At 70.5% G+C, this 23643-nt stretch carries 24 protein-coding genes and 1 riboswitch; of the genes, 6 read left to right on the top strand and 18 right to left on the bottom strand.

The features are described 5' to 3' along the window. From cydD to hisC, 11 genes are all read right to left on the bottom strand, one after another. Nucleotides 1–1676 (bottom strand): thiol reductant ABC exporter subunit CydD (gene cydD, locus ASC99_RS05150; RefSeq protein WP_082598086.1); only part of this gene is annotated, 1676 nt, incomplete at its 3' end. Nucleotides 1677–1678: 2 nt separating this feature from the next. Further along, a complete protein-coding gene (gene cydB, locus ASC99_RS05145) occupies nt 1679–2680 on the bottom strand; it encodes a cytochrome d ubiquinol oxidase subunit II (RefSeq protein ID WP_057228730.1) in 1002 nt (333 codons plus the stop codon). 9 nt (nt 2681–2689) lie between these two features. After that, complete coding sequence (locus ASC99_RS05140) at nt 2690–4225, bottom strand: cytochrome ubiquinol oxidase subunit I (protein WP_057228727.1); 1536 nt, start codon at nt 4223–4225, stop codon at nt 2690–2692. 167 nt (nt 4226–4392) lie between these two features. Beyond that, on the bottom strand, nt 4393–5817 hold the full coding sequence (locus ASC99_RS05135) for a cell wall metabolism sensor histidine kinase WalK (protein ID WP_057228725.1): 1425 nt from the start codon (nt 5815–5817) through the stop codon (nt 4393–4395). Nucleotide 5818: 1 nt separating this feature from the next. After that, entirely contained in the window at nt 5819–6550 is a 732-nt protein-coding gene (locus ASC99_RS05130; RefSeq protein ID WP_057228723.1) for a response regulator transcription factor, read from the bottom strand. A 115-nt stretch (nt 6551–6665) separates the two neighbouring features. Further along, complete coding sequence (locus ASC99_RS05125) at nt 6666–7247, bottom strand: DUF5666 domain-containing protein (RefSeq protein ID WP_057228721.1); 582 nt, start codon at nt 7245–7247, stop codon at nt 6666–6668. 8 nt (nt 7248–7255) lie between these two features. Beyond that, nucleotides 7256–8455: an ABC transporter permease gene (locus ASC99_RS05120; RefSeq protein WP_157531376.1), complete on the bottom strand. Its 1200-nt coding sequence runs from the start codon at nt 8453–8455 to the stop codon at nt 7256–7258. Further along, nucleotides 8452–9186 (bottom strand): ABC transporter ATP-binding protein, encoded by a 735-nt coding sequence (locus ASC99_RS05115; RefSeq protein WP_057228719.1) that lies wholly within the window; start codon nt 9184–9186, stop codon nt 8452–8454. The genes ASC99_RS05120 and ASC99_RS05115 overlap by 4 nt, the downstream gene beginning before the upstream one ends. After that, nucleotides 9186–10478: an efflux RND transporter periplasmic adaptor subunit gene (locus tag ASC99_RS05110; RefSeq protein ID WP_057228711.1), complete on the bottom strand. Its 1293-nt coding sequence runs from the start codon at nt 10476–10478 to the stop codon at nt 9186–9188. The genes ASC99_RS05115 and ASC99_RS05110 overlap by 1 nt, the downstream gene beginning before the upstream one ends. A gap of 178 nt (nt 10479–10656) precedes the next feature. Then, nucleotides 10657–11505, bottom strand: a complete 849-nt coding sequence (locus ASC99_RS05105) for a hypothetical protein (RefSeq protein WP_157531375.1) — start codon at nt 11503–11505, stop codon at nt 10657–10659. A 90-nt stretch (nt 11506–11595) separates the two neighbouring features. Continuing rightward, nucleotides 11596–12675 carry a histidinol-phosphate transaminase gene (gene hisC, locus ASC99_RS05100; protein ID WP_057228707.1) on the bottom strand — a complete coding sequence of 360 codons (1080 nt, stop codon included), beginning with the start codon at nt 12673–12675 and terminating at the stop codon, nt 11596–11598. A 328-nt stretch (nt 12676–13003) separates the two neighbouring features. Here hisC and ASC99_RS05095 point away from each other — a divergent pair, with 328 nt between their 5' ends. The 4 genes from ASC99_RS05095 (at nt 13004) to ASC99_RS05080 (ending at nt 16719) form a co-directional block, all read left to right on the top strand. Continuing rightward, a complete protein-coding gene (locus ASC99_RS05095) occupies nt 13004–14161 on the top strand; it encodes a LacI family DNA-binding transcriptional regulator (protein ID WP_063856978.1) in 1158 nt (385 codons plus the stop codon). Between the two features lie 158 nt (nt 14162–14319). Further along, complete coding sequence (locus tag ASC99_RS05090) at nt 14320–15441, top strand: metallophosphoesterase (protein WP_082598085.1); 1122 nt, start codon at nt 14320–14322, stop codon at nt 15439–15441. Nucleotides 15442–15605: 164 nt separating this feature from the next. Beyond that, nucleotides 15606–16379 carry a hypothetical protein gene (locus tag ASC99_RS05085; RefSeq protein ID WP_057228702.1) on the top strand — a complete coding sequence of 258 codons (774 nt, stop codon included), beginning with the start codon at nt 15606–15608 and terminating at the stop codon, nt 16377–16379. 25 nt (nt 16380–16404) lie between these two features. Next, a complete protein-coding gene (locus ASC99_RS05080; RefSeq protein ID WP_057228700.1) occupies nt 16405–16719 on the top strand; it encodes a hypothetical protein in 315 nt (104 codons plus the stop codon). Nucleotides 16720–16730: 11 nt separating this feature from the next. On the opposite strand, the gene ASC99_RS05075 is transcribed toward ASC99_RS05080, so the two are convergent. Continuing rightward, nucleotides 16731–17444: a hypothetical protein gene (locus ASC99_RS05075; RefSeq protein WP_057228698.1), complete on the bottom strand. Its 714-nt coding sequence runs from the start codon at nt 17442–17444 to the stop codon at nt 16731–16733. A gap of 190 nt (nt 17445–17634) precedes the next feature. Next, the gene (locus ASC99_RS05070; protein ID WP_157531374.1) at nt 17635–18090 is read right to left on the bottom strand and encodes a DUF5994 family protein; all 456 of its coding nucleotides are present in this window, start codon (nt 18088–18090) and stop codon (nt 17635–17637) included. 270 nt (nt 18091–18360) lie between these two features. Here ASC99_RS05070 and ASC99_RS05065 point away from each other — a divergent pair, with 270 nt between their 5' ends. Next, nucleotides 18361–18858 (top strand): SPOR domain-containing protein, encoded by a 498-nt coding sequence (locus tag ASC99_RS05065; RefSeq protein ID WP_057228693.1) that lies wholly within the window; start codon nt 18361–18363, stop codon nt 18856–18858. Nucleotides 18859–18952: 94 nt separating this feature from the next. Here the strand turns inward: ASC99_RS05065 and thiC are convergent, their stop codons facing one another. From thiC to ASC99_RS05045, 4 genes are all read right to left on the bottom strand, one after another. After that, nucleotides 18953–20767, bottom strand: a complete 1815-nt coding sequence (thiC, locus tag ASC99_RS05060) for a phosphomethylpyrimidine synthase ThiC (protein ID WP_057228690.1) — start codon at nt 20765–20767, stop codon at nt 18953–18955. Next, nucleotides 20763–20897: riboswitch (TPP riboswitch) on the bottom strand. Its footprint overlaps the gene before it by 5 nt. A gap of 138 nt (nt 20898–21035) precedes the next feature. Further along, on the bottom strand, nt 21036–21236 hold the full coding sequence (locus ASC99_RS05055) for a DUF5326 family protein (RefSeq protein WP_057228688.1): 201 nt from the start codon (nt 21234–21236) through the stop codon (nt 21036–21038). Nucleotides 21237–21418: 182 nt separating this feature from the next. Next, nucleotides 21419–22081: a thiaminase II gene (tenA, locus tag ASC99_RS05050; RefSeq protein ID WP_057228686.1), complete on the bottom strand. Its 663-nt coding sequence runs from the start codon at nt 22079–22081 to the stop codon at nt 21419–21421. A gap of 47 nt (nt 22082–22128) precedes the next feature. After that, the gene (locus ASC99_RS05045) at nt 22129–22446 is read right to left on the bottom strand and encodes a cupin domain-containing protein (protein ID WP_057228684.1); all 318 of its coding nucleotides are present in this window, start codon (nt 22444–22446) and stop codon (nt 22129–22131) included. 94 nt (nt 22447–22540) lie between these two features. Here ASC99_RS05045 and ASC99_RS05040 point away from each other — a divergent pair, with 94 nt between their 5' ends. Next, nucleotides 22541–22918: a phage holin family protein gene (locus ASC99_RS05040; protein ID WP_057228682.1), complete on the top strand. Its 378-nt coding sequence runs from the start codon at nt 22541–22543 to the stop codon at nt 22916–22918. 85 nt (nt 22919–23003) lie between these two features. Here ASC99_RS05040 and ASC99_RS05035 read toward each other — a convergent pair whose 3' ends face one another. Beyond that, on the bottom strand, nt 23004–23429 hold the full coding sequence (locus ASC99_RS05035; protein WP_057228756.1) for an SsgA family sporulation/cell division regulator: 426 nt from the start codon (nt 23427–23429) through the stop codon (nt 23004–23006). Nucleotides 23430–23643: the final 214 nt, after the last annotated feature.

Raw genomic sequence — 23643 nt, 5'->3', positions numbered from 1 at the left:
CCGTCCAACGCCCCCTCCCGCAGCAGACCCTCTCGCCCTTCAGGGGTGGTGGGGGTGGTGGGGGTGGTGGGGGTGGGGGTGGGTGTTTCGAGGTGGTGGTGGTCTGTTGCGGTGGCGAGGAGGGCGGGGCGGTGGGCGATGAAGAGGACGGTGCGGTTCTTCATGGCCTGGAGGGTGGCCACGATGGCCTGTTCGCCGGCGCTGTCCAGGTTGGCGGTGGGCTCGTCCATCAGCAGGAGCGGACGGTCCGTCAGGAGTGCGCGGGCCAGGGCGAGGCGCTGGCGCTGGCCCGCGGAGAGGCCGGCGCCGTTCTCGCCGAGGGTCATGGTGAGGTCGGCGAAGTCGGTGGCGTGGGCGGCGGCCAGGGCGGTGTGGAGGTCCTCGTCGGTGGCGTCGGGGCGGGCCAGCCGGATGTTGTCGGCAACGGTGCCGGCGAAGAGGTGGGGATGTTGGGGGACCCAGGCGATCTGGCGGTGCCAGGTGGTCGGGTCGAGGGTGGTGAGGTCGTGGTCGTCGATGTGGATGGTGCCGGCGGTGGGGGTGGTGAAGCCGAGCAGGGTGGAGAGCAGGGTGGTCTTGCCGGAGCCGGATGGGCCGGTGAGGGCGGTGACGGAGTTGGGGGTGAGGGTGAGAGTGGTGGGGGGCAGGCGGTCCGCGACGGTGAGGGCGGTGAGGGTGATGGTGGCCGTACGGAGGTCGGGGGCCGGGGTGGTGCCGGGGGTAGGGAGGGGCGTTTCGAGGACTTCGAAGATCTCGTTGGCGGCGGAGAGGCCCTCGACGCTGGAGTGGTAGAGGGCGCCGACCTGGCGGATCGGGAAGTAGACCTCGGGGGCCAGGATCAGGACGAGGAGGCCGGTTTCGAGGGTGAGGGTGCCGTTGACCAGGCGGAAGCCGATGGAGACGGCGACCAGGGCGACCGAGAGGGTGGCCAGCAGCTCCAGGGCGAAGGAGCTGATGAAGGCGATCCGGAGGGTGCGGAGGGTCGCCTTGCGGTAGTCGTCGGTGATCCGGGCGATGGTCGCGGCCTGGTGCTTGGCGCGGTTGAAGACCTTGAGGGTGGGGAGGCCCGCGACCACGTCGAGGAAGTGGTGGCTGAGCCGGGAGAGGGAGCTCCACTGGCGGTCCATCAGGCTCTGGGTGGCCAGGCCGATCAGGACCATGAAGAGCGGGATGAGGGGGAGGGTGCCGGCGATGATCGCGGCGGAGGTGAGGTCGGCGCCGAGGATCCGGAGCAGGACGATGACGGGGACGACGACGGCGAGCGCGAGCTGGGGGAGGTAGCGCGCGAAGTAGTCGTCGAGGGCGTCGACACCTCGGGTGGCGAGGGTGGTGAGTTCGCCGGTGCGGCGGGTGGAGAGGTAGCCGGGGCCGAGCGCGGTGGCGTGGTCGAGCAGGCGGCGGCGGAGGGTGGACTTCACCCGGGCGACCGAGCGATGGGCCGTCAGTTCGGTGAGCCAGGCGACCGCGGCGCGGCCGAGGGCGGTGGCCGCGAGGAGGGTGAGGGGGGTGGTGAGGGAGTAGGTGTGCTGCTGGAAGGCGCTGACGACGATGTCGGCGATCAGGCTCGCCTGGAGGACGGTGAGGACCGCGCCGACCCCGCCGAGGAGTACGGATCCGGCGAGGAAGGCGCGGGTGGTCCTGGCTTGGCTGAGGAGGCGGGGGTCGACGGGGCGCATGGTCAGTGCGCAGCCGGGATGTGCTGGGTGCCGATCCGCTTGCGGAACACCCAGTAGGTCCAGGACTGGTAGAGCAGCACGAGGGGCGTGAAGACCGCCGCGACGATGGTCATCAGCTTGAGGGTGTAGGCCGAGGACGCGGCGTTGCTGACGGTGAGCGACCACTCGGGGTTCAGGGTGGAGGGCATCACGTCGGGGAAGAGGGCGAGGAAGAGCATCGCCACGGCCGAGGTGATGGTGATCCCGGAGAGGATGAACGCCCAGCCCTCGCGGGCCAGTTGGTTGGCGGCGAGCGAACCGAGCAGCGCGACGACGGCGATCACCAGGGCGATCAGGCTCCAGGTGTTGCCGCTGTCGGACTGGGTCCAGACCAGGAAGACCAGGGCCAGCACGGCGGTGAGCAGGCCGAGTTGGAGGGCCGTCGAGCGAGCACGGGCACGGATGTCGCCGACGGTCTTCAGGGCGGCGAACAGGGCACCGTGGAAGGTGAAGAGGCTGAGGGTCACCAGGCCGCCGAGGACGGCGTACGGGTTGAGCAGGTCCCAGAAGGTGCCGATGTAGTTCTTCTCGGCGTCGATCTCGACGCCGTTCACGATGTTGGCGAAGGCCACGCCCCAGAGGAAGGCGGGCAGCAGGGAGGTCCAGAAGATGGCCTGCTCCCAGTTGCGCTGCCAGCGTTCCTCGGTGCGCTTGGCGCGGTACTCGAAGGCCACCCCTCGGATGATCAGGCAGACCAGGATGATCAGGAGCGGGAGGTAGAAGCCGGAGAAGAGGGTGGCGTACCAGTCCGGGAAGGCGGCGAAGGTGGCGCCGCCGGCGGTGAGCAGCCAGACCTCGTTGCCGTCCCAGACCGGGCCGATGGTGTTGATCAGGACCCGGCGCTCGGCGGTGTTCCGGGCGAGCAGCTTGGTCAGCACGCCGATGCCGAAGTCGAAGCCTTCGAGGAAGAAGTAGCCGATCCAGAGGACGGCGATCAGGATGAACCAGACGTCGTGGAGTTGCATCGGGAGTCCTCAGTAAGCGAAGGCGAGGGGCTTGTCGGCGTCTTCGGGCCCGGGGCGCAGGGTCGGGTCCTCGGTGGGGGGTTCCTCAGTGGTGACCGGGCCCGCCTTGGCGTACTTGACGAGGAGTCTGACCTCGATCACGGCGAGGATCGCGTAGAGCAGGGTGAAGGTGGAGAGGGCGATCACCTGGGTGGTGACGCTGACGTTCGGGGAGACCGCGGAGGCGGTCGTCATCAGGCCGAAGACGGCCCAGGGCTGACGGCCCATCTCGGTGAAGATCCAGCCGAAGCTGTTGGCGACCAGCGGGAAGCCCATGGTGAGGATGCCGATCCGCCAACTCCACTTGGTGAGGAAGCCGTTCATCTCACGGTTCCTGGTGAGCATGAGTCTGGGCACTTCGTCGTCGGCGGTGCGGCGTTCGGGGGCCAGCCAGAACTTGCGGCGGGTGGTCCAGAGTCCGATCAGGGCGGCCACGAAGGAGGTCATCCCGAAACCGATCATGAGGCGGAAGCCCCAGTAGGTGACGAAGATGTTCGGGATGTAGTCCTTGGGGTCGCCGCCGTACTTGGCGGCTTCGGCGGCGGCTGTCTCGTTGATGCCGGGGACGGCGGAGGTGAAGTCGCCGTTGGCGAGGAAGGACAGTATCGCCGGGGCCTCAAGGGCGACGGAGTTGTGGCCCTCGTTGACGTCACCGACCGCGAAGATCGAGAACGGGGCCGGGGCCTCGGTCTCCCAGAGGGCCTCGGCGGAGGCCATCTTCATCGGCTGCTGACGGAACATCACCTTGGCCAGGCTGTCGCCGCTGAATGCGGTGCCGAGGCCGGCGATCACGGCGACCACCAGGGCGAGCCGGAGGGAGGTCCGCATGACGGCGGTCTTCTTCGGGTCCGGGGTGTTGCTGCGCTTGGCCTTCCAGAGGTGGAAGGAGCTGATCCCGACCATGAAGGCGGCGCCGGTGAGGAAGGCGGCGGTGATGGTGTGCAGGACCACGACCACGGTGGTGTCCTGGAACAGCACCCGGGCGATGTCGGTGAGTTGGGCCTTTCCGGTCACCGGGTCGATGACGTAGCCGACCGGGTGCTGCATCCAGGAGTTGGCCGCCAGGATGAAGTAGCCGGAGAGCAGGGTGCCGATCGCGACCATCCACATACAGGCGCAGTGGATCTTCTTCGGCAGCTTGTCCCAGCCGAAGATCCACAGGCCGATGAAGGTGGACTCGAAGAAGAAGGCGATCAGCGCCTCCATCGCGAGCGGAGCGCCGAAGACGTCGCCGACGAAGCGGGAGTAGTCGGACCAGTTCATCCCGAACTGGAACTCCTGGACGATGCCGGTGACCACGCCCATGGCGATGTTGATCAGGAAGAGCTTGCCCCAGAACTTGGTGGCGTGGAAGTACTTCTCCTTGCCGGTCCGGACCCAGGCCGTCTCCAGTCCTGCCACCAGGGCCGCCAGACTGATCGTCAGCGGGACGAAGAGGAAGTGGTAGACGGTGGTGATCCCGAACTGCCATCGCGCGATGGTCTCGTGAGCGACTGCTAGCTCCACTTCGCCCTCTCTTCGGCCGGTGATTTCTCACGTATAACGGACAAAGATCATCTTTAGCAGAATCATGCCGATATGCCATCGAAGCTTGTCCGCTTGTGAACGTGAACACGTTCACAAGGAGAGTATCCACGATGCTTAGCTCGGTTCGAACACCGGGGTGGGGCGAGTCAGGCCGGAGGGAGCCGGAGCTGGAAGACCGCACCCTCGCCCAGGCCGGACTCCACCGTGAGGGAGCCGTGGTGCGCGCTGGTGAGGGCGTGGGCGATGGCCAGACCGAGACCGGCGCCGCCGCCGTCCTGGCGGCTGCGGGAGGGGTCGACACGGTAGAAGCGGTCGAAGATCTGGGCGGACTGATCCGGGGTCAGACCGGCTCCGGAGTCCGCCACTTCGAGCAGGCAGTGGGTGGCGGTCCGGCCGACGCCGATCCGGACCGGGGTGCCGGGCGGGGTGTGCTTCGCGGCGTTGCCGACCAGGTTGGTGACCACCTGGCGGAGCCTGGCCTCGTCGCCGAGCACCGGGGCGGCCTGCGGGCTGCCGGCGCCGGCCGGGCCGGTGAGCGAGACCGGGCGCCCCGGGTCGAGCGCGGTCAGGTCGTGCAGGGCGTCGGCCGCCAGCGTGCGCAGGTCCATCGGGGCCAGGTCGAGCGGACGCTCCTCGTCCAGCCGGGCGAGCGTCAGCAGGTCCTCGACCAGGGTGCCCAGCCGGATCGCCTCGGACTCGATCCGGTCCATCGCACGGTCGGTGTCCTGCAGGGCTCCCATCCGGTGCAGCTCGGCGAAGCCGCGGATGCCCGCGAGCGGGGTCCGCAGCTCGTGCGAGGCGTCGGCGACGAAGCGCCGCATCCGGGTCTCCGAGCGGGCCCGGGCGGCGAACGCCGCTTCGAGCTGGCCGAGCATGCTGTTCAGCGCGGCGGTCAGCCGGCCGACCTCGGTGCTGGTCGGGGGCTGGGTGATCCGGTGCGAGAGACCGCCGGTGGCGATCAGTTCGGCGTCCTGCTCGATCCGGGACAGCGGGCGCAGCCCGGCCCGGACGGCGACGGCGCCGAGCGCGGTGATCAGCAGCAGCACCACGCCGCCGATGACGAGGAAGGAGGTCTCCAGCCGGGAGACGGTGGAGTCGACGTCGTCGAGCGAGATCGCTGTCAGCACGTACTGCGGGGTGGACGGGGCGCTCTTCGTGAGCGGGAGGATCAGCACCCGCCAGCGGTGGCCCTCGAGTTCGCCGGGGGCGTCGAAGGGATGCTTGAGCGGGCCGAGGCCGGTGAGGCGGGGGCCTGGGTCGGCGTCGCCCATCGGCTCGCGGAGCACCTGTTCGACGCTGCCGTTCGCATCCAGGAACTGCACCAGGTACTGGCTGGGCAGGGCCGGGGCGGTCCGGCGGCCGGTCGCCTGATTGAACGGGCGAGTGTCGGTGACGCGTACCGGATCGCGCTGCGAGAGCGGTTCGCCGAACCGCTGGAGCTGCTCGTCCGCGCGGTCCACCAGATTGCCCCGGACGGTGGCGAGCACGAACACGTCACTGGCCGCGAGACCGGTGGCGACCAGGAGCACGGTCAGCAGGAGGAGCCGGGTGCGGAGCGAGAGCCGGGACATCTCAGAGCGGGCGGCGGAGCGCGTAGCCGATGCCGCGGACGGTGTGGATCAGCTTGGGGCCGTGCGCCGGGCCCGAGTCGAGCTTGCGGCGCAGGTAGGAGACGTACGACTCGACGATGGAGAGGTCGCCGCCGAAGTCGTAGGCCCAGACGTGGTCGAGGATCTGCGCCTTGGAGACCACCCGGTTCACGTTGGCCATCAGGTAGTGCAGCAGCTTGAACTCGGTCGGCGAGAGCCCGATCGGCTGGTCGGCCCTGGTCACCTCGTGCGCGGTCGGATCGAGGGTCAGGTCACCGACCGTCAGGCGGCCGTCCTCGACCGGCCCGCCGGCCCGGCGCAGGATCGCCCGGATCCGGGCGATCAGCTCCTCCAGGCTGAACGGCTTGGTGACGTAGTCGTCCGCACCGGCCGCCAGACCGTGCACCTTGTCGGTGGTGCCGTCCTTGGCGGTGAGGAAGAGCACCGGCACGTTGTCGACCGGCTGCGGCCACTGGGCCTGCTCGCGGAGCCGCTCGACCACCGTGAAGCCGTCCAGGTCGGGGAGCATCACGTCGAGCACCACCAGGTCGGGCCGCTCGGCCGCGATCGAGCTGAGCGCCTCCTCGCCGGTGGCGGCCGAGGCCACCCGGAAACCGGAGAACCGGAGGGAGGCGGAGAGCAGTTCGCGGATGTTCGGCTCGTCGTCCACCACCAGCAGGTACGCCTCACCGGTGGCGGTGCTGGTCGGGCTCATGGTCGTGCTCGCTGTCCTTTGCACTGCTGATCCGCCTCCCGGTCGGGCTTGGTCCTCCATGGACGATAGCCCGGGCAGCGTACGTCCGGTTGATGAGGACCTGATGAGATGACAGTCAGCCGGTGGGCGAGGCTCCCGCGCCGGGGCGTACGCCGCCGAAACCGCCCAGCGCGGCGCCCTCGGTGAGCTGGGTGGCCGCGTAGCCGCCGGAGGCGTCCGGGGTGCCGACCACGGTGACCGTCTGGCCGGGCTGCAGGTCGGCGGCCTTGCCCTCCTTGGCGAGCTGCACCTTGGTGGCGTCGGTGGTGGTGACCTTGACGGTGTTCCCGTTGGCGTCGGTCAGGTAGACGGTCGCGCCGTCCACCGCCTTGACGGTGCCCCGGGTGAAGCCGGGCTGGCTGCCTCCCGTGGTGCCGGTGCCGCCCCCGTTCTGGGCCCGGCGGTTGCCGCCGCCGTACGCGTTCTGGCCGCCCTGCTGCTGGTTGGGGGCCGACGCCCGTTGGTTGGACGGGGTGCTGTTGCTCTTCTGGTACTGGACGCCGCCCGCGAAGGCGAGGGTGGCGAGCACGGCACCGGAGAGCAGCAGGGTCGGCCAGGGCAGCCGGCGCCGGGGTGCGGCGGCCAGCTCGGCGGTCACGTCCCGGGCGTCGGGCGGGGTGGCGAGCGGGTCGTCGGTCTTCGGAGTCTCGGTGGTCATGGTGGCTCCTATTCGTGGCGGAGGGCGTCGATGGGGCGCAGCGCGGCGGCCCGGTTGGCGGGGTAGCTGCCGAAGAACAGGCCGATGGCGACCGCGATCGCGAACGCCCCGACAACGGATTCGGGGATCACCACCGGGGTGATGCCGACGATGGTGAACCGGGCCCCGAACAGACCGGCCGCCACCCCGAGCCCCGCGCCCAGCACGGAGAGCAGGGTCGACTCGGTGAGGAACTGGCCGAGGATAGCCGCCCGGGGAGCGCCGAGCGCCTTGCGGATGCCGATCTCCCTGGTCCGCTCGGTCACCGTGACCAGCATGATGTTGGTGATCCCGATCCCGCCGACCAGCAGCGAGATCGCGGCCACCGCACCGAGCAGCACGGTGAAGGTCTTGGTGGTGGACTCCCGGGCGGTCAGCAGCGAGGTCTGGTTGCTGACCCGGAAGTCGGCCTTGGTCGGATCGGTGATCGCGTGCGCGCCGAGCAGCACCCGGCTGATCTCGGCCTGCGCCTCGGTGGTCGACTCGGCGCTGCTCGCCTGGACCAGGATCTGGTTCACCGAGCCGAAGCCGGTGAACGCGTTCTGCACGGTGGGCAGCGGGGCGATCACCACGTCGTCCGGGTCGTTGAAGCCGCTGCTGCCCTTGGTCTGCAGCACCCCGGTCACGGTGAACGGGGTGCCGCCGATCACGATCCGCTTGCCGACCGGGTCCTCGCCGGCGAACAGCTGGGTCGCGGTGGTGGAGCCGATCACCGCCACCTTGCGGGAGTTGAGCACGTCGTCGTTGGAGAAGTAGTCGCCCTTGGCGATCTTCTGGTTGGCGGTCTCGAAGTACGCCGGGTAGGTGCCGACGATCGACCCGGGCGCGTGCGAGATGTCCCCGTACAGCGCCGTCCCCGAGGTGGTGACCACCGGGGCGACGGACTTGATGGCCGGGGCCTGCGCCTCGGCCAGCGCCTTGGCGTCGTTGACCGTGAGCGGCTTGGCGGCGGTGGCCGAACCGCGCAGGTTGCTGGAGCTGACGGTGAGTGAGTTGGTGCCGAGCGCGGTGATGGAGTTCTTCACCGCGACCGAGGAGCCGTTGCCGACCGCGAGCAGCAGGATCACGGCGGCCACCCCGATCAGCACGCCGAGCATGGTGAGGGCGGACCTGACCTTGTTCGCGGCCAGGCCGCCGAAGGCGAAGCGGATCATCTGCCAGGCGATCACACCGACACCCCCTGCCGGACGTCCGAGGCGACGGCGCCGTCCACCAGGCGGATCACGCGTCTGGCGCGTTCGGCCACCTCGTCCTCATGGGTGATCAGGACGATCGTCCGGCCGGTCCGGTTGAGTCCTTCGATGATGGTGAGCACCTCGTCGGTGGAGCGGCTGTCCAGGTTGCCGGTCGGCTCGTCCGCCAGCAGCATGGCCGGGGCCGTCACCAACGCCCGGGCCACCGCGACGCGTTGCTGCTGGCCGCCGGAGAGCTCGTTCGGCTTGTGCCCGGCCCGGTCGGCCAGGCCGACGCGTTCCAGTGCGGCCAGCGCACGGCGGCGGCGTTCGGCGGAGCGGACGCCCGCGTAGGCGAGCGGGAGCTCCACCTGGGCCAGCGCGGTGGTGCGCGGCACCAGGTTGAAGGACTGGAAGATGAAGCCGATCTTGCGGTTGCGGACCAGCGAGAGCTGCTGCTCGTCCAGGTGCCCGACGTCGGTGCCGTCCAGCAGGTAGCGGCCGGAGGTCGGGACGTCCAGACAGCCCAGGATGTTCATCAAGGTGGACTTGCCGGAGCCCGAACTGCCCATCACCGCAACGAAGTCGCCCTCGTCGATGTCGAGGCTGACGCCGAGCGGACTGCCGTCGGGGCCGTCCGGGCCGCGCAGCGCGTGCACGGTGGCGTCACCGTGGCCGTAGCGCTTGGCGACGCTGCGGAGCTGGATGACCGGGGGCTTGCTCGTCATCAACGTCCGCCACCCGTACCGCCGTTACCGGCACCGGTACGCGCTCCTCCGCCGCCGGTCTGGCCGCCGCCGCCGGCCACCCCGAGGCCGGGGAAGTTGCCGCTCGGGAAGCCGTTGCCGCCGCTGACCGTGGTGCTGACCAACTGGACCTGGTCGCCCTCGCTCAGCCCCTCCAGCACCTGGACGGTGCTGTCGCCCTCGATGCCGACGCTCACGCTGACCCGCTCGGTGCTGCCGTCCGCCTTGACCACGGTCGCGGTGCGGGAGCTGCCGGTGCCGGAGAGCGCGGCGGTCGGGACCGAGAGTGCGTTGTCGGCCTGCCCGGTGATCACCGAGATGGTCGCGCTCAGGCCGGTACGGAGCTTGCTGGTGTCGCCGGTGATCTGCAGGACCGCGCTGTACTGCACCGCACTACTGCTGCCGGCACCGCTACCGCTGCTGTTCGGGAGTGAACTCACCGACAGGACCGTCGCGTTGAGCTTGGTGTCGGACTGGGCGTTGAGCGTGACGGTGGCGGCGGCGCCCTTCTTCACCTTGAGCGAGTCCAGCTCGGAGAAGCTCGCGGTGACCCGCATGCCGGTGGGGTTGGTCAGCACGACGAAGCCGCTCGGGGTGGAGCTGGTGGTGGTGCTCGTGCCGCCGGTGCTCTTGGTGCCGCTGCCGGTCACCGTGTCGCCGACCTTGCCGGAGACCGAGGCCACCGTGCCGTCCACCGAAGCGGTCAGCGTGGTGCCGGCCAGTGCGGTCTGAGCATTGGTGAGGTTGGTCTGCGCCGTCTCCACCTGCTGCTCGGCCTGCGCCACCTGGGCCTCGTCCACCTCGGTGGTGGTCGTGCTGGTCGCCGGGGCCTGCTGGCCGGTCCTGGTGTCCGTCTTGCCCGGCGTGCTGGTGGTGACCTTCTGCCCCGCCTCGGCCTTGGTCAGGTTCGCCTGAGCCGTGGTCAGCGCCTTCTTGGCCGCGTCCACCTGCTGCTGCGCCTCGGTGGTCGCCACCGTCGCCAGCACGTCGCCCTTCTTCACCGCGTCGCCGACCGAGACCTTCACGGCGGTCAACTTCCCGCCGGTGACGAAGTCCTGTCCGGCATCGGTCGGTGACGACAGGGCCCCTGATCCGGACACCGTGGCCAGGACCGTGCCCTTCGAGACGGTGGCCGACCGGATCTGCGACTTGCCGGCGGCCGTACTGGTCCCGCTGTCGAGGGTGGTGTACACGACCGCCGCCCCGGCCAGCAGGGCCACCACGAGCGCGGAGTTGACGAGGACGGCAGCACGCCGTCGGGGGAGCGCCTTCATGTCGCACAGCCTGCCGCCGAGCCCTTGCCAATCCCTGTGCCTCACCTGGGAGTTCCCTGACCGTCGACCCCGGACATATCCCCCGGCAGCGCCCGGCGCGGGTGGGACCGGCCGACGATCGGGGGCCGTTCCCAGCTTCTTCCCAGCCGACGCGGTCAACCTTCACCCGGCAGGGCCGCTACCGGCCCCCGGCGGTCATCGGATCCAGGACGTCGACCGAGGACGGCGGCTGGAGGTCGACCGGCGTGCCGAAGTGACGGTAGCGGACGGTGTTGGTCACGTCGGCGACCGTCGGGTTACCGGATTCGGTCTTCTGCAGCAGCTGGTCGGCGCCGTTCAGCCAGAGGTCGACGGTGGCGGTGGTCGGGCCACTCGCCCGGAAGGCCGCGGCCAGCGTGCGGCGACGCTCGTCGTTCAGGCCGCGCCCGTCGGCGAAGTACTCCTCACCGTTCAGCACCGCCCGGTAGTGCGTGGTGGGCACACCGTCGATGCTCTCCCGCCCCACCTCGGTGACCGTCCCCCGGGCAGCCTGCTCCAACGCCCCGGCGGGGTCGACCCGTTGACCGAACGCCAGGGCAGGACCGAGCCCGAGCGCCGCCGCCCGCCCCGCACTCCGGAACGGATCGGCCAGCCTCTCCCACGCCCGGCCACCGGTACGGGCGGCCGTGTCGGCGGTGCCGCCGACGTAGATCGCCTCACCGAGGGCCAGCAGCCGGGTGTCCTCCACCCCCGAGAGCGTGAGCCGCACGGTGGGCTGCCAGGACACCTGCCCGGACCACCCGCCGTCGAGTGCGACCTCGGCGCTGTCGACCTGCGTCATCGCGGTGACCGCCGCCTTGAGCGCGTCCTTGGGCGTCCGCTCGGCGGCCGTCCCGGCAGCACCGCCGCAGGCGGTCAGCGAGACGGCGAGCGGAAGCAGAGCGGCGGCCGTGATCCGGGCAGTGCGCACGATGGTGGCTCTCTCGACGGGCAGGAAGCGGGCGGCAGCCCCGCCCCGGTCCATCCTCGGCCATCGCTCCGTGTACATCGGACCAACTGCGCACATCGTGACGAGATTGTGCAGCTGATGTGAATACCGCAGGCACCGGGCCGGACCCCGGCCCGGTGCCCCGCGCGGTCAGAGCGACTTGCGGAAGGCCTCGGCGGTGGCCAGGAAGATGTCGTTTCCGGCCGCCTCGCCGATGGTGACCCGGACGCCCTCGCCGGGGAACGGGCGGACCACGACACCGGCCGCGGCGCAGGCGGCGGCAAAGTCGAGGGTGCGCTCGCCGAGCCGGAGCCAGACGAAGTTGGCCTGGGTGTCGGCGAGTTCCCAGCCCTGGGCGGCCAGCGCGGCGGCGACCCGGCCGCGCTCGGCGACCAGCGCCTCGACCCGGACCAGCAGGGCGTCCTCGGCGCGCAGCGAGGCCACCGCGGCGTCCTGCGCGAGCTGGCTGACGCCGAACGGGATGGCGGTCTTGCGCAGCGCGGTGGCCACCGGCTCGTGCGCGACGGCGAAGCCGACCCGCAGGCCCGCCAGGCCGTACGCCTTGGAGAAGGTGCGCAGCACGCAGACGTTGGGGCGGTCGCGGTAGATCTCGATGCCGTTCGGCACCCGCTCGTCCCGGATGAACTCGATGTACGCCTCGTCCAGCACGACCAGGATGTCGCCGGGGACGGCGTCCAGGAAGCGCTCCAGCTCGGGGCGGTGGATCACCGTGCCGGTCGGGTTGTTCGGGTTGCAGACGAAGATCAGCCGGGTCCGCGGGGTGATCGCGGCGAGCATCGCGTCCAGGTCGTGCTCCTCACCGGCGGTGAGCGGGACCGGGACCGGGGTGGCCCCGGCGACCTGGGTGATGATCGGGTACGCCTCGAACGAGCGCCAGGCGAACATCACCTCGTCGCCCGGACCGGCGGTGGAGAGCACCAGGGACTGCGCGACGCTGACCGAGCCGGTACCGAGCGCGACGTGCTCCAGCGGCACCTCGAAGCGGGCCGCGAGCTCGGCGACCAGCTCGCTGGAGGCCATGTCCGGGTAGCGGTTGAACGAACCGGCCGCCGCGATGGCCGCGTCCAGCACGCCCGGGAGCGGCTCGTACGGGTTCTCGTTGGAGGACAGCTTGTACGAGTCGGCGCTGGCCGGCTTGCCCGGCTTGTAGGTCGGGATGCCGTCCAGGGTCGGCCTCAGCCGGGGACCCTGCGCTGCCGTACCGGTCACGGTGCTCTCCTTAGCGAAATTCAGTGGTGCCCTGCGCGGCCGGGATCGCCGTGCGCGCTCGGCCCTTGGTGCGCATCCGTACCACCCCGGTCGGGTGCCCCGAACGATACCGAGGCCGCTCACCCGTAGGGGTGAGTTGCTCGTTCGGGGTACGGATACCGATCAGCCATTCTGCCGGGTTCCTATGGCACATGTCAGAGGTAAGACGGCTGGAACAGGGTGGGTATCCAAGGGGCAACACCGTGATGTCTCATGGAGAAACGGTTCTTCTACCCCTCGGTCGGCCCCGGTCACAACAGGGTGTCAGGAGCCATACGATCGGTCCGCCATGACAGCAGCAGCCAATCAGAGCGGTCGGCGACCCACCACTTCGCGGCGACTGGAACGGGCCGGCATCCGGGATGTGGCAGCAGCCGCCGGAGTGTCGATCACCACGGTCTCGGACGCCCTGAACGGGAAGGGCCGCCTGCCCGAAGAGACCAGAAGCCGAGTCCGCGAGGTGGCCGAGCGCCTCGGCTACCGTCCCTCCGCCGCCGCCCGCACCCTGCGCACGGGCCGGTCCGGCCTGATCGGACTGACCGTCACCACCTATGGCGAGGAGCCTTTCACCTTCACCGAGTTCGCCTACTTCGCCGAGATGGCGCGAGCCGCGACCAGCGCGGCGCTCAGCCGGGGGTACGCGCTGGTCGTGCTCCCCGCCTCCTCCCGGCACGACGTCTGGGGCAACATCGCCCTGGACGGCACCGTGGTCATCGACCCACCCGACCAGGACCCCCTGGTCAGCGAGCTCTACCGGTCCGGCGTCCCGGTGGTCAGCGACGGCAAACCGGGCAACTGCCCGGTCACCGCGTGGGTGGACAACGACCACGAGGCCGCCGTGCTCAACATCCTCGACCACCTGAGCGAGGCCGGCGCCCGCCGGATCGGCCTGCTCACCGGCACCTCCACCGACACCTACACCCGGCTCTCCACCGAGGCCTACCTCGACTGGTGCCGCCGGGTCGGCCAGGAGCCGGTCTACGAGACCTACCCCGCCCACGACCCGGCCGCCGGAGCGGTGGCCGCCGACCGACTGCTCGCCCGGCCCGACCGGCCGGACGCGGTCTACGGACTGTTCGACCCGAACGGCACCGATCTGCTGGCCGCCGCCCGGCGGTACGGGATGCGGGTGCCGGACGACCTGCTGCTGGTCTGCTGCAGCGAGAGCGACGTGTACGCCGGCACCGAGCCGCCGATCACCACGCTGTCGCTGAAACCCCGTCGGATCGGCACCACCGTGGTCAACCTGCTCATCGACGCGATCGAGGGAGTCGACTCCGGCACCGGAGTCGACGTCGGGCGGCTCTTCCCACCCCGGTTCCGGACCGCCTCGGCCGGACCGCCACCGGGCACCCTGATGCCCACCGAACTGATCGTCCGGGCCTCTTCCCAACGCCGCAGCCCCCGCACCACCGTCAGCCCGCCCCGCCTGCCGGGGGAGGTCTGACGGCAGCTCCGGCCACACCGCACCGGCGCCTGTGGGTGGTCCCGCCTTCCGGCGGAGCCGCCCACGGGCCGCCGGTGGACACCCGCCGGGCAGCAGCATGGGCAATTGATGGGCACCGGGTGAGGACGGCGGGAGAGTGGTCTTCCTATGATGGGCGAATGACACCCGAGGACCGCCTCCCCGGACCTGAGCTGCCCGAGTCAGGCCACCGCCAGCAGCAGGACCTCGACGTGCTCCCGTACGGCTCCTACTTCGAACCGCCCGAGCCGGTGGGCGGCTACGGTTACGACGCCACCTACAGCGGCTACGGCGGCGCCCGGTTCCTGGAGCAGCACTGGCCGACGGCCAGTCAGACCGCCCCCGCCTTCCGGGAGACGGCCCCCTCCTCCGACGACCCGCCGACCATCGAGCTCGGCCCGGTCCCGGCCGAGGAGCTGCACTACCCCTACCCGCAGCCCGAGCCCGGCGAGGCGCCCGGGCCGCTCTACGTGGTCGGCGACGTGCACGGCTACCTCGACGAGCTGCTGGCCGCGCTGCACCAGCAGGGCCTGATCGACGCGGAGGGCAGGTGGTCGGCCGGGCGTTCCAGGCTCTGGTTCCTCGGCGACTTCACCGACCGCGGTCCCGACGGCATCGGCGTGATCAACCTGGTGATGCAGCTGGCCGCCGAGGCCGCCGCCGCCGGCGGGTACTGCCGAGCCCTGATGGGCAATCACGAACTGCTCTTCCTGGGCGCCGCCCGGTACGGCGACGAGCCGGTGCAGTCGACCGCGGGCACCGCCTCCTTCCTGGCCGCCTGGCGGCTGAACGGCGGTCAGCAGACCGACCTGGAACGGCTGGAGGCCCACCACGTCAGCTGGCTCTCCCGGCTGCCCGCGATCGCCCTGGAGGACGGCCACCTGCTGCTGCACTCCGACACCACCGCCTACCTGGAGTACGGCGCCACCATCGACGACGTCAACGACTCGGTGCACCGGCTGCTGGCCGGCGAGGGCGCGGACGAGTGGTGGGACTGCTTCCGCCGCTTCACCAAGCGGTTCGCCTTCCGCGGCGAGGCGGGGGCGCAGGCGGTGCACGAGCTGCTCGGCGCGTACGGCGGCCAGCGGGTGGTGCACGGGCACAGCCCGATCCCGTACCTGACCGGCACCGCGCACTCCGAGGACGGCACGCCGCCGCACATCCCGGGCCCGTACATCTACGCGGAGGAGCTGGCGATCGCGATGGACGGCGGGGTCACCATGGACGGGCGGCTGCTGGTCGCCCGACTGCCTTTGAACTGAACTGTCACTGCACGGTGTTGACCTCGTACCGGCAGCGCTGAAATTCCGGAAACCGACTGTGTCCTGATCGGTTCCCACCCCTACCATCAAGGCATCAGCGCGCTTTCGCGCACGACGAAGCACAGACCACATCGCACTTCCGCGACGACGGAACGGGGTACCCCGTGGTCAACACCACCCCGCACCTGCTGGCCGAAGACCGTCCGGACTTCGACCGGGCCCTGGACGAGGCGCTCCGCGACGCCCGCCTCACCGAGGCGCTCCGAGCACCGGGCCCGCATCTCAACGCGGCCCAACTGCGCACCAAGGCCGCCCCGCTGGCCGACACCATCGCGGCCGCCGCCGAACCGGAGTACCAGCGGTACACCGCGCTGCGCGACGCCGGTCCGCCCGCACCGCTCGGGCTGACCGACCGGCTGCGCTCCGAGGAGGGCGCCGGGCTGCTCCCCGTCCTCACCGTGCTCACCCCGATCCTGGCCGGCGCAGGCGGCCTGGTGCTGCTGCTGATCGGCTACGCGGTACGCGGCGCCGCACCCGAACTCACCCTCGCCGACGCCGTGGTGACGGCCGGTTGGATCTCGCTCGCGGTCGGCGGGGCCGCCCTGCTGGTCGGGATCGTCGGACTGCTGCTCACCGCCCTCCGCGACGGCGCCGCCGTGCAGGAGAACGAACTGGCCGAAGCCCGGCGGCTCTGGCAGACCGCCCTGCGCGAACGGGCCCTGCTCCCCTGGCTGCTCGCCAACCTCTACACCGAGCCCGCCCCGCTCCCCGCCCCTCGCACCAACACCCGTCCGAGTCCCCCCGGTTACAGCAGCCCCGGCTTCACCAGCCCCGGCGTGGAAGGCGTCACCGAGGCGGACGGCCGCACCCCCAGACCGGCCGAGTTCACCGGCCCCGGCTACAGCTCACCGGACTTCACCGGCCCGGACGAGGTCTGATCGGCGTCCGGCTAGCCTGGCCCGCATGCACATCGTGATCCCGCTCTTCGCCGGCTTCGAACCACTCGATGCGATCGGTCCGTGCGAGATCCTCGGGTACCTGCCGGGAGCGACGGTGCGCTTCGTCGCTCCCGAAGCCGGCCGGGTCCAGGACGGGTTGGGCGCCCTCCCGGTCGAGGTGGCGACCCGCTACTCCGAGGTGGAGTCCTGCGACGTCCTGCTGATCCCCGGCGGGCCGGCGCAGGCGCTGACCGACCCGGACTTCGTCGCCTCGTACGACTCCGGCTCGGTGGCCAAGGCCACCCCCGAGGTCCTGGCCCGCGCCCGCACCCTGGGCTGACCGCTCGGGGCTCAGCTTCCCAGCGGCCGGAACGCGGAGTTGACGCCGCGGAGCGACCAGCCTCCGCCGCCCGGCGCACACTTCAGTGCGGTGTCGGCCGCGTCGGAGACGTTGCTGCCGGTGTTGAAGTTGAGGTTCGGCGTGTTCGGCAGCAGGCTCATGTAGTACTGCCCCTGCGTCGTCCAGACGCACTGGTGCAGGTTGAGGAACCGGTTGGCGGCCAGGTCGAAGGAGTTCACCGCGGAGTTGGCCGCGTTCAGCCGCCAACCTCCGCCGCCCGGGGCGCACTTCAGTGTGGTGTCGGCGGCGTCGGAGACATTGCTGCCGGTGTTGAAATTGACGTTCGGCGTGTTCGGCAGCAGGGCGGTGTAGTGCTGCCCACCCGCGACGTAGACGCACTGGTGCAGGTTCAGATAGCGGCCTGTGCTCAGGTCGAAGGACTTGACCGCGGAGTTGGCGGGCGCCAACGACCAGCCCCCACCGCCCGGGCCGCAGGACAGCACGGTATCCGCCGAGCCGGACGCCTTCGTCCCGGTGTTGAGGCCGGCGTCGGCCGTGTTCGGCAGCACGTTCGTGTAGTGCTGCCCCAGGCCGACATACACGCACTGATGGATGTTCAGGTAACGCTGGACGATCCGCGGCGCCGGACCGGCCGCACCTGCACTCGCCACGGTGAGGCCGAGGGCTCCGACAACGGCCGCCGCGACAACGGGAAATCTGCGCATGGCACTCCTCCTGAAGCCGATGCCGACCACACGGCCCGGCTGCACGCCAAGCTAGTGCTTCGTGTACGTCGCCAGCTCTCCCTCGGAGGCCAAACCCACCATTCGGCCCAATTCCCCCGTAGCCGTCAGGCGAGGCTCCGCGACGGCGGACGAGCGCCGGCGCGCACCCTGGGCCAATCCCTGGCGGCGATCAGACGCCCGACTCGGCCAGCAGTTCGGCCGCCGGGGTGTGGTTACTGGTGGCGGCCGCGCCGGCCATCGCTCGCGCTGCGACGGCTGCGACGGTGCCCGGTGGGACGACCAGGAGCAGCAGCTGATCCTGGGTGGCCCGGGTCAGGGTGATGGTGCCCGCGCTGGACGTGCACCAACTCACCCGCACTGCCAGCCCGTTCGCGTCCACCGCGATCGGCAGGTGGTGCCAGCCGGCCGGGTCGAGTCCCACCCGGAGGATCCGGCCGCCCGGGTGGGCGGCGAGTGCGCTAATCAGGTCGGGAAGTTCGGCGCCGAGGTCGGTGGAGCGGGGCCACCAGGCACCGTCGAACAGGCCGTCCCGGCCACGCGTCCGCTCCAGCATCAGCCGGGGCAGCGGCGGCATCCCGGGGGCGACCCAACCACCTGCGCTGTTCGGAAAGTTGACGATCCTCATCGGAATCCGCCCATCCGGCCCGGGTGCGGACCGTTCACAACCCAGGGCGGGCATCGGCAGACTGCCGGTGGTCGACGTTTCCTCGGTACTGCCCACCGTACTCCGAGCGCTCCGCCGCCGGGGGGCCGGAGGAGCCTGGGGCTCCTCCAGGGCCGCAAGGTCTCGATTTCCCAACGGGTGAGGGATCTGTGCCGGAACGGTGAACAGTCGGCCGTTCCTCTGGTTGACTCCCGGTCTGCCACCTTGAGACGAACGAAGTGGTTCACACCCATGCCCTCATCCATACGCGTCGGCCACCGGCGGTTGGGTGCCGTCGCCGGCTTCGTGCTTGCGGTCGGCTTCACCGTGGCCGGCTGCGGTCCGGTGGCCTCGGGCGGCGGTGTCCCGGCCGGTGCCGTGGTCTCCAGCCCGGCTGCCGCGACCACCCCGACGCCGAGCGCCGCCGTCTCGACGCCTGCCGCCACCCCGACCGTCGCCCCGACGACCCCGGCTCCGGAGCCGGTCGCGACCACCCCGGCGGCGGCCGTCCCGGCCACCAAGGCTCCCGCGCCGGCTGCCACCACCAAGGCCGCCCCCCAGCCGAGCCGCACCACCAGCGCGCCCACCATCGCCCCGGCCGGCGACTGCGAGATCGTCTCCAACGCGGGCAACTGCTACCAGGCGGGCCAGTTCTGCCGGAACGCCGATCTGGGCCGCAGCACTCACGACGCCAACGGTCGGATGATCTACTGCCGGATGGTCAGCGGAAAGCCCCACTGGCAGGCCTGACCACACGGGCAAGCCCGCACTCCGGTGAAACGGCAGCGCTGCCCCGGGGGATCCCCTCCTCCCCCCGGAGCAGCGCGGTCTGGGTGACGCCGGGTCAGTCGGCCAGCGGGAGGTAGACCCGGTTGCCGGTGGCGGCGAACTCCTCGGACTTGGCCTGCATACCGGCCAAGGCGTCGGCGTCGAACTCGGTGGCCACGGCGCTGGAGCCGTCGCCGTGCTCGGCGCGGATCTTCTGACTGATCTTCATCGAGCAGAACTTCGGACCGCACATCGAGCAGAAGTGGGCGGTCTTGGCGGGCTCGGCGGGGAGCGTCTCGTCGTGGAAGGCACGGGCCGTCTCCGGGTCGAGGGCCAGGTTGAACTGGTCCTCCCAGCGGAACTCGAACCGGGCGTCGGAGAGCGCGTCGTCCCAGTCCGAGGCACCCGGGTGGCCCTTGGCGAGGTCGGCGGCGTGGGCGGCGATCTTGTACGTGATCACGCCGGTCTTGACGTCGTCCCGGTTGGGGAGGCCCAGGTGCTCCTTGGGCGTGACGTAGCAGAGCATCGCGGTGCCCCACCAGGCGATCATCGCGGCACCGATGCCCGAGGTGATGTGGTCGTAGCCGGGCGCGACGTCGGTGGTGAGCGGGCCGAGGGTGTAGAACGGCGCCTCGTCGCAGATCTCCTTCTGGAGATCCATGTTCTCCTTGATCTTGTTCATCGCGACGTGGCCGGGGCCCTCGATCATCACCTGGACGTCGCGCGCCCGGGCGATCCGGCCGAGCTCGCCGAGCGTCTGCAGCTCGGCGAACTGCGCCTCGTCGTTGGCGTCCGCGGTCGAGCCGGGGCGCAGGCCGTCACCGAGCGAGAAGGTGACGTCGTAGGAGGCGAGGATGTCGCAGAGTTCCTCGAAGTTGGTGTAGAGGAAGTTCTCCTGGTGGTGCGCCAGGCACCAGGCCGCCATGATCGAGCCGCCGCGCGAGACGATGCCGGTCTTCCGACGGGCGGTCATCGGGACGTACCGCAGCAGCACGCCGGCGTGCACGGTCACGTAGTCGACGCCCTGCTCGCACTGCTCGATGATGGTGTCGCGGTAGACCTCCCAGGTCAGCTCCTCGGCCTTGCCGTCCACCTTCTCCAGCGCCTGGTAGAGCGGCACGGTGCCGATCGGCACGGGGGAGTTGCGCAGGATCCACTCGCGGGTGGTGTGGATGTTGCGGCCGGTGGAGAGGTCCATCACGGTGTCGGCACCCCAGCGGGTGGCCCAGGTCATCTTCTCCACCTCCTCCTCGATCGAGGAGGTGACGGCGGAGTTGCCGATGTTGGCGTTGATCTTGACCAGGAAGTTGGTGCCGATGATGGCCGGCTCGACCTCGGGGTGGTTCACGTTCAGCGGGATCACGGCCCGGCCGATCGCCACCTCGTTGCGGACGAACTCGGCGTCCAGGCCCTCCCGGAGCGCGATGAACTCCATCTCCGGCGTGACGATCCCGCGCTTCGCGTAGGCGAGCTGGGTCACCGCCACGCCGTCCCGGCCGCGCAGCGGGCGGCGCGGGCGGCCGGGGAAGACCGCGTCCAGGTTGCGCAGGTTCCCGCCGCGCGGCGAGGTGTGCTTGATCCCGTCGTCCTCGGGCCTGGCCTCCCGGCCGTCGTACTCCTCGACGTCCCCGCGCTGGCGGATCCACGGGTCACGCAGCGCGGGCAGCCCGCGCCGGACGTCGGGCTGGTAGGTCGGGTCGGTGTAGGGGCCCGAAGTGTCGTACAGCGGAACGGACTTGCCGTTGGTCAGCTGCACCTCGCGGTACGGCACCCGCAGGTCGGGCCGGGAGCCCTCGCGGTACGCCTTGCGCCAGGCGGGGGTCGGGTAGCCGGTGGTCGCGCTGGTGACGCTGCTCTGGGCAGACTTCTGCTGTGCGTCGAACGTGGTCATGAGACCTCTATCTCCCTACGCCGGCATTACCCGGTCAGGTTCCTGCGGTCGACGCAGCGGTTGGTACGTGTGGTGACGTACCGTTCAGCGCCCTCTCAGCCCGGTGCTCCGAGCTCCCGTGTCCACAGGCGGAATTGCCTGCAACAAACGTCCAACACCGTAGCGGTCCGCTCGGAGATGGTCCAGGGCGCCCCCACCGATGACCGGAATGCGGACGAGCCCGGCACCCCCGCGAGGGGTACCGGGCCCGGAGTCCGTCGGACAGCGGTCAGCTCTTGGCGGCCTTCTTCACCAGGATCACCACTCCGGCCGCGACGGCGACCAGGACCAGGGCCTTGACCAGGAAGGCGATCAGCGAGGTGACCGCACCGATCACGAACCAGACCAGGTTCCAGGCGAGAATCAGCACCACGATCGGGACGACGATGTTGCGCACCCACGAGGGCAGCGACTTCCAGAGCTCAGCCATGTCCGTACCTTCTCTCCCCTCGGGCCGGTGACGGCTGTTCCGTCGCGTCCCGCTTGCTTTCGATACCTCGACCGTACAGGCCCCCGGCCTGCCTTCCGAGGGCTCGCAGCCCGGAGAGAACCCGGAGATCACCCCGAGACCCGGGGCGGGGGTCACCCTGGGGTCCGGCGCCGGACGACGGCTCAGACCGGCCAGACCTCGCGGCGCCAGGCGGCGTCCCAGAACATCCACTCGTAGCGCGAGGTGGTGGTGAAGTGCTCGATCACCCGGCGGCGTTCGGCCGGGGCGAGCTGCTCGCCGAGCCGGTCGGTGAGCGCGAGCACCCGGCGCACCACCGACTGGAAGGTCTCGTCCCCGTAGGTGGCGATCCACTTGGCGTACAGCGGGTCGGGCGAGGACTTGGTGAGCAGCTGCTCGCCGACCCGGGCGTAGATCCAGTAGCACGGCAGCACCGCGCCGACCGCCTCGGCGAACGAGCCGCCGTAGACGGTGGCCAGCAGGTAGCTGGTGTAGGCCCGGGTGGTGGGCAACACCGGTTCGGCGGCGGCCTGTTCGGCGGTCTCGCCGAAGGCGCCGAGGAACTCGGCGTGCATGCCCTGCTCGGCGGCCAGCGCGCCGACCGCGTCGTCGGCGAAGGCCCGGACGTCCTGCTCGTCGGGGGCCTTGGCCGCGCAGACGGCGAGCGCGCGGGCGTAGTCGCGCAGGTAGTGCGAGTCCTGCACCACGAAGTGCCGGAAGGCGTCCTGCGGCAGCGTGCCGTCGGTCAGCCCGCCGATGAAGGGGTGCGCCAGGATCTCGGCGTAGATCGGCTCGATGGCCGACCAGAGCTCGTCGGTGAAGGTCACGGGTTCTGTTCTCCTCGGTTGGTCGTCGGCCCGGGCCGACCCTAACCTCAGTCCTCCGGAGGGGAGAACACCACCAGCACCCGGAGCTCCTCGGTGATGTGGTGGAAGCGGTGCGGGACGCCGGCCGGGACGAAGACCACGCTGCCCCGGCCGACCGTGGTGGTCTCGGCCCCGACGGTGAGTTCGGCCCGGCCGCTGATCACCTGGTAGAGCTCGTCCTGGGCGTGACGGGCCTGCGGGTCGGTGTCACCGGGGGAGAGCGCGTACAGCCCGGCGGACATGTTCCGCTCCTTCAGGAAGCGCAGGTACGCGCCTTCCCCGGCGGCCCGTTCGGCGTCCAGCTGGTCCAGGCGGAAGACCTTCATCGGGGCACACCCCTCCTTGTCGCGGTGGCCACATTGAACAACATGCGGGCGGAGAGCTTCCCCTGGGCCCTGACTGCCTGCCAGGCTCTGGCCCATGAAGAGCATTCTCCTCAAGACCCTGATCAACGCGGCCGCCATCTGGGTGGCCGCCTGGATCGTGGACGGCATCACGCTGTCCGGCGACGACTGGCAGAGCAAGACCATCACGGTGGTCGCGGTCGCCCTGATCTTCGGCGTGGTGAACTTCCTGATCAAGCCGTTGGTGAAGCTGTTCTCGCTGCCCCTGTTCGTCCTCACCCTGGGCCTGATCACCTTCGTGATCAACGCCCTGATGCTCTGGCTGACCTCCTGGGCCTCGGACAAGCTCGACCTGGACTTCCACGTCGACGGCTTCTGGGCGGCCCTGCTCGGTGCGCTGATCATCAGCGTGGTGTCCTGGGGCCTCAACCTGGCCCTCGGTGACGACGACTGACAAGGTCGGGCGGCCGCCGGAGATCAGGGATGGGCCCATCGCCCGAGCGGTGGGCCCATCGTCTTGCCGAGCGGCTGACCCGGCGTCAGCCGAGGTTCTCGCAGCCCCGGCTGAGGATGTCGGCGAGCTGGTCGTCCAGCTCCCGCCCGGTGAGTTCCTGGCCCATCGGGACCAGCCGGTCGGTGCGGGCCAGGAAGGCGATCAGCGGCGGGGCCGAGGCGCGCAGCAGGGCGTCCCCGTCCGGCGAGTGCAGCACGATGCAGACCTCGGACAGCTCCTCGCCGACCGGGTGGATGTGCACGTCGCCCTCACCGGTCGGCCGGCTGATGCCGTCCAGCAGCAGCTCCCGGGCGAAGACCCAGGTGACCGGCTCGTCGCCGGGGAGGTGGAAGGTGCACCGGACCGCGAACGGGTCCACGGGGTCGTAGTCGAGATCGACCACGATGCGGAAGGAGAGCTCTTGCGAGACCACGAGGTTCATCACCGCGTGGCCCTGGACTGTGCTGTGCATGCGCCAGTACCTCTCGTTCTGCCCGGCCCCGCGGCGTGCTGAGCCCTCCGACGTGCCGAGGGTGTCGCCGCTGTGGCCGGACATGCGATTCGATGTAGTGGAACGGCGCCCGGAGGGGGCGGCCGCCGGCCCTGGTGGCCGAGGGGGTGCAAGCTACGGCTCAGGCGTTGTCCCCATGTCCCCGTTCACAACCATCGTGCTGGTTTGGGGACGA

The organism is Kitasatospora sp. Root107 (genome assembly GCF_001424875.1).
Taxonomy (GTDB): domain Bacteria; phylum Actinomycetota; class Actinomycetes; order Streptomycetales; family Streptomycetaceae; genus Kitasatospora.
This window is presented reverse-complemented; position numbering and strand designations above follow the sequence as displayed.

Bases quoted from the DNA above. Each gene is read 5' to 3' on its own strand.
- cydB (WP_057228730.1), bottom strand. From the start codon at position 2,680: ATGCAACTCCACGACGTCTGGTTCATCCTGATCGCCGTCCTCTGGATC.
- ASC99_RS05135 (WP_057228725.1), bottom strand. From the start codon at position 5,817: ATGTCCCGGCTCTCGCTCCGCACCCGGCTCCTCCTGCTGACCGTGCTC.
- ASC99_RS05130 (WP_057228723.1), bottom strand. From the start codon at position 6,550: ATGAGCCCGACCAGCACCGCCACCGGTGAGGCGTACCTGCTGGTGGTG.
- ASC99_RS05125 (WP_057228721.1), bottom strand. From the start codon at position 7,247: ATGACCACCGAGACTCCGAAGACCGACGACCCGCTCGCCACCCCGCCC.
- ASC99_RS05115 (WP_057228719.1), bottom strand. From the start codon at position 9,186: ATGACGAGCAAGCCCCCGGTCATCCAGCTCCGCAGCGTCGCCAAGCGC.
- ASC99_RS05110 (WP_057228711.1), bottom strand. From the start codon at position 10,478: ATGAAGGCGCTCCCCCGACGGCGTGCTGCCGTCCTCGTCAACTCCGCG.
- ASC99_RS05105 (WP_157531375.1), bottom strand. From the start codon at position 11,505: ATGTACACGGAGCGATGGCCGAGGATGGACCGGGGCGGGGCTGCCGCC.
- ASC99_RS05095 (WP_063856978.1), top strand. From the start codon at position 13,004: ATGACAGCAGCAGCCAATCAGAGCGGTCGGCGACCCACCACTTCGCGG.
- ASC99_RS05090 (WP_082598085.1), top strand. From the start codon at position 14,320: ATGACACCCGAGGACCGCCTCCCCGGACCTGAGCTGCCCGAGTCAGGC.
- ASC99_RS05080 (WP_057228700.1), top strand. From the start codon at position 16,405: ATGCACATCGTGATCCCGCTCTTCGCCGGCTTCGAACCACTCGATGCG.
- ASC99_RS05075 (WP_057228698.1), bottom strand. From the start codon at position 17,444: ATGCGCAGATTTCCCGTTGTCGCGGCGGCCGTTGTCGGAGCCCTCGGC.
- ASC99_RS05070 (WP_157531374.1), bottom strand. From the start codon at position 18,090: ATGAGGATCGTCAACTTTCCGAACAGCGCAGGTGGTTGGGTCGCCCCC.
- ASC99_RS05065 (WP_057228693.1), top strand. From the start codon at position 18,361: ATGCCCTCATCCATACGCGTCGGCCACCGGCGGTTGGGTGCCGTCGCC.
- thiC (WP_057228690.1), bottom strand. From the start codon at position 20,767: ATGACCACGTTCGACGCACAGCAGAAGTCTGCCCAGAGCAGCGTCACC.
- ASC99_RS05055 (WP_057228688.1), bottom strand. From the start codon at position 21,236: ATGGCTGAGCTCTGGAAGTCGCTGCCCTCGTGGGTGCGCAACATCGTC.
- ASC99_RS05045 (WP_057228684.1), bottom strand. From the start codon at position 22,446: ATGAAGGTCTTCCGCCTGGACCAGCTGGACGCCGAACGGGCCGCCGGG.
- ASC99_RS05040 (WP_057228682.1), top strand. From the start codon at position 22,541: ATGAAGAGCATTCTCCTCAAGACCCTGATCAACGCGGCCGCCATCTGG.
- ASC99_RS05035 (WP_057228756.1), bottom strand. From the start codon at position 23,429: ATGCACAGCACAGTCCAGGGCCACGCGGTGATGAACCTCGTGGTCTCG.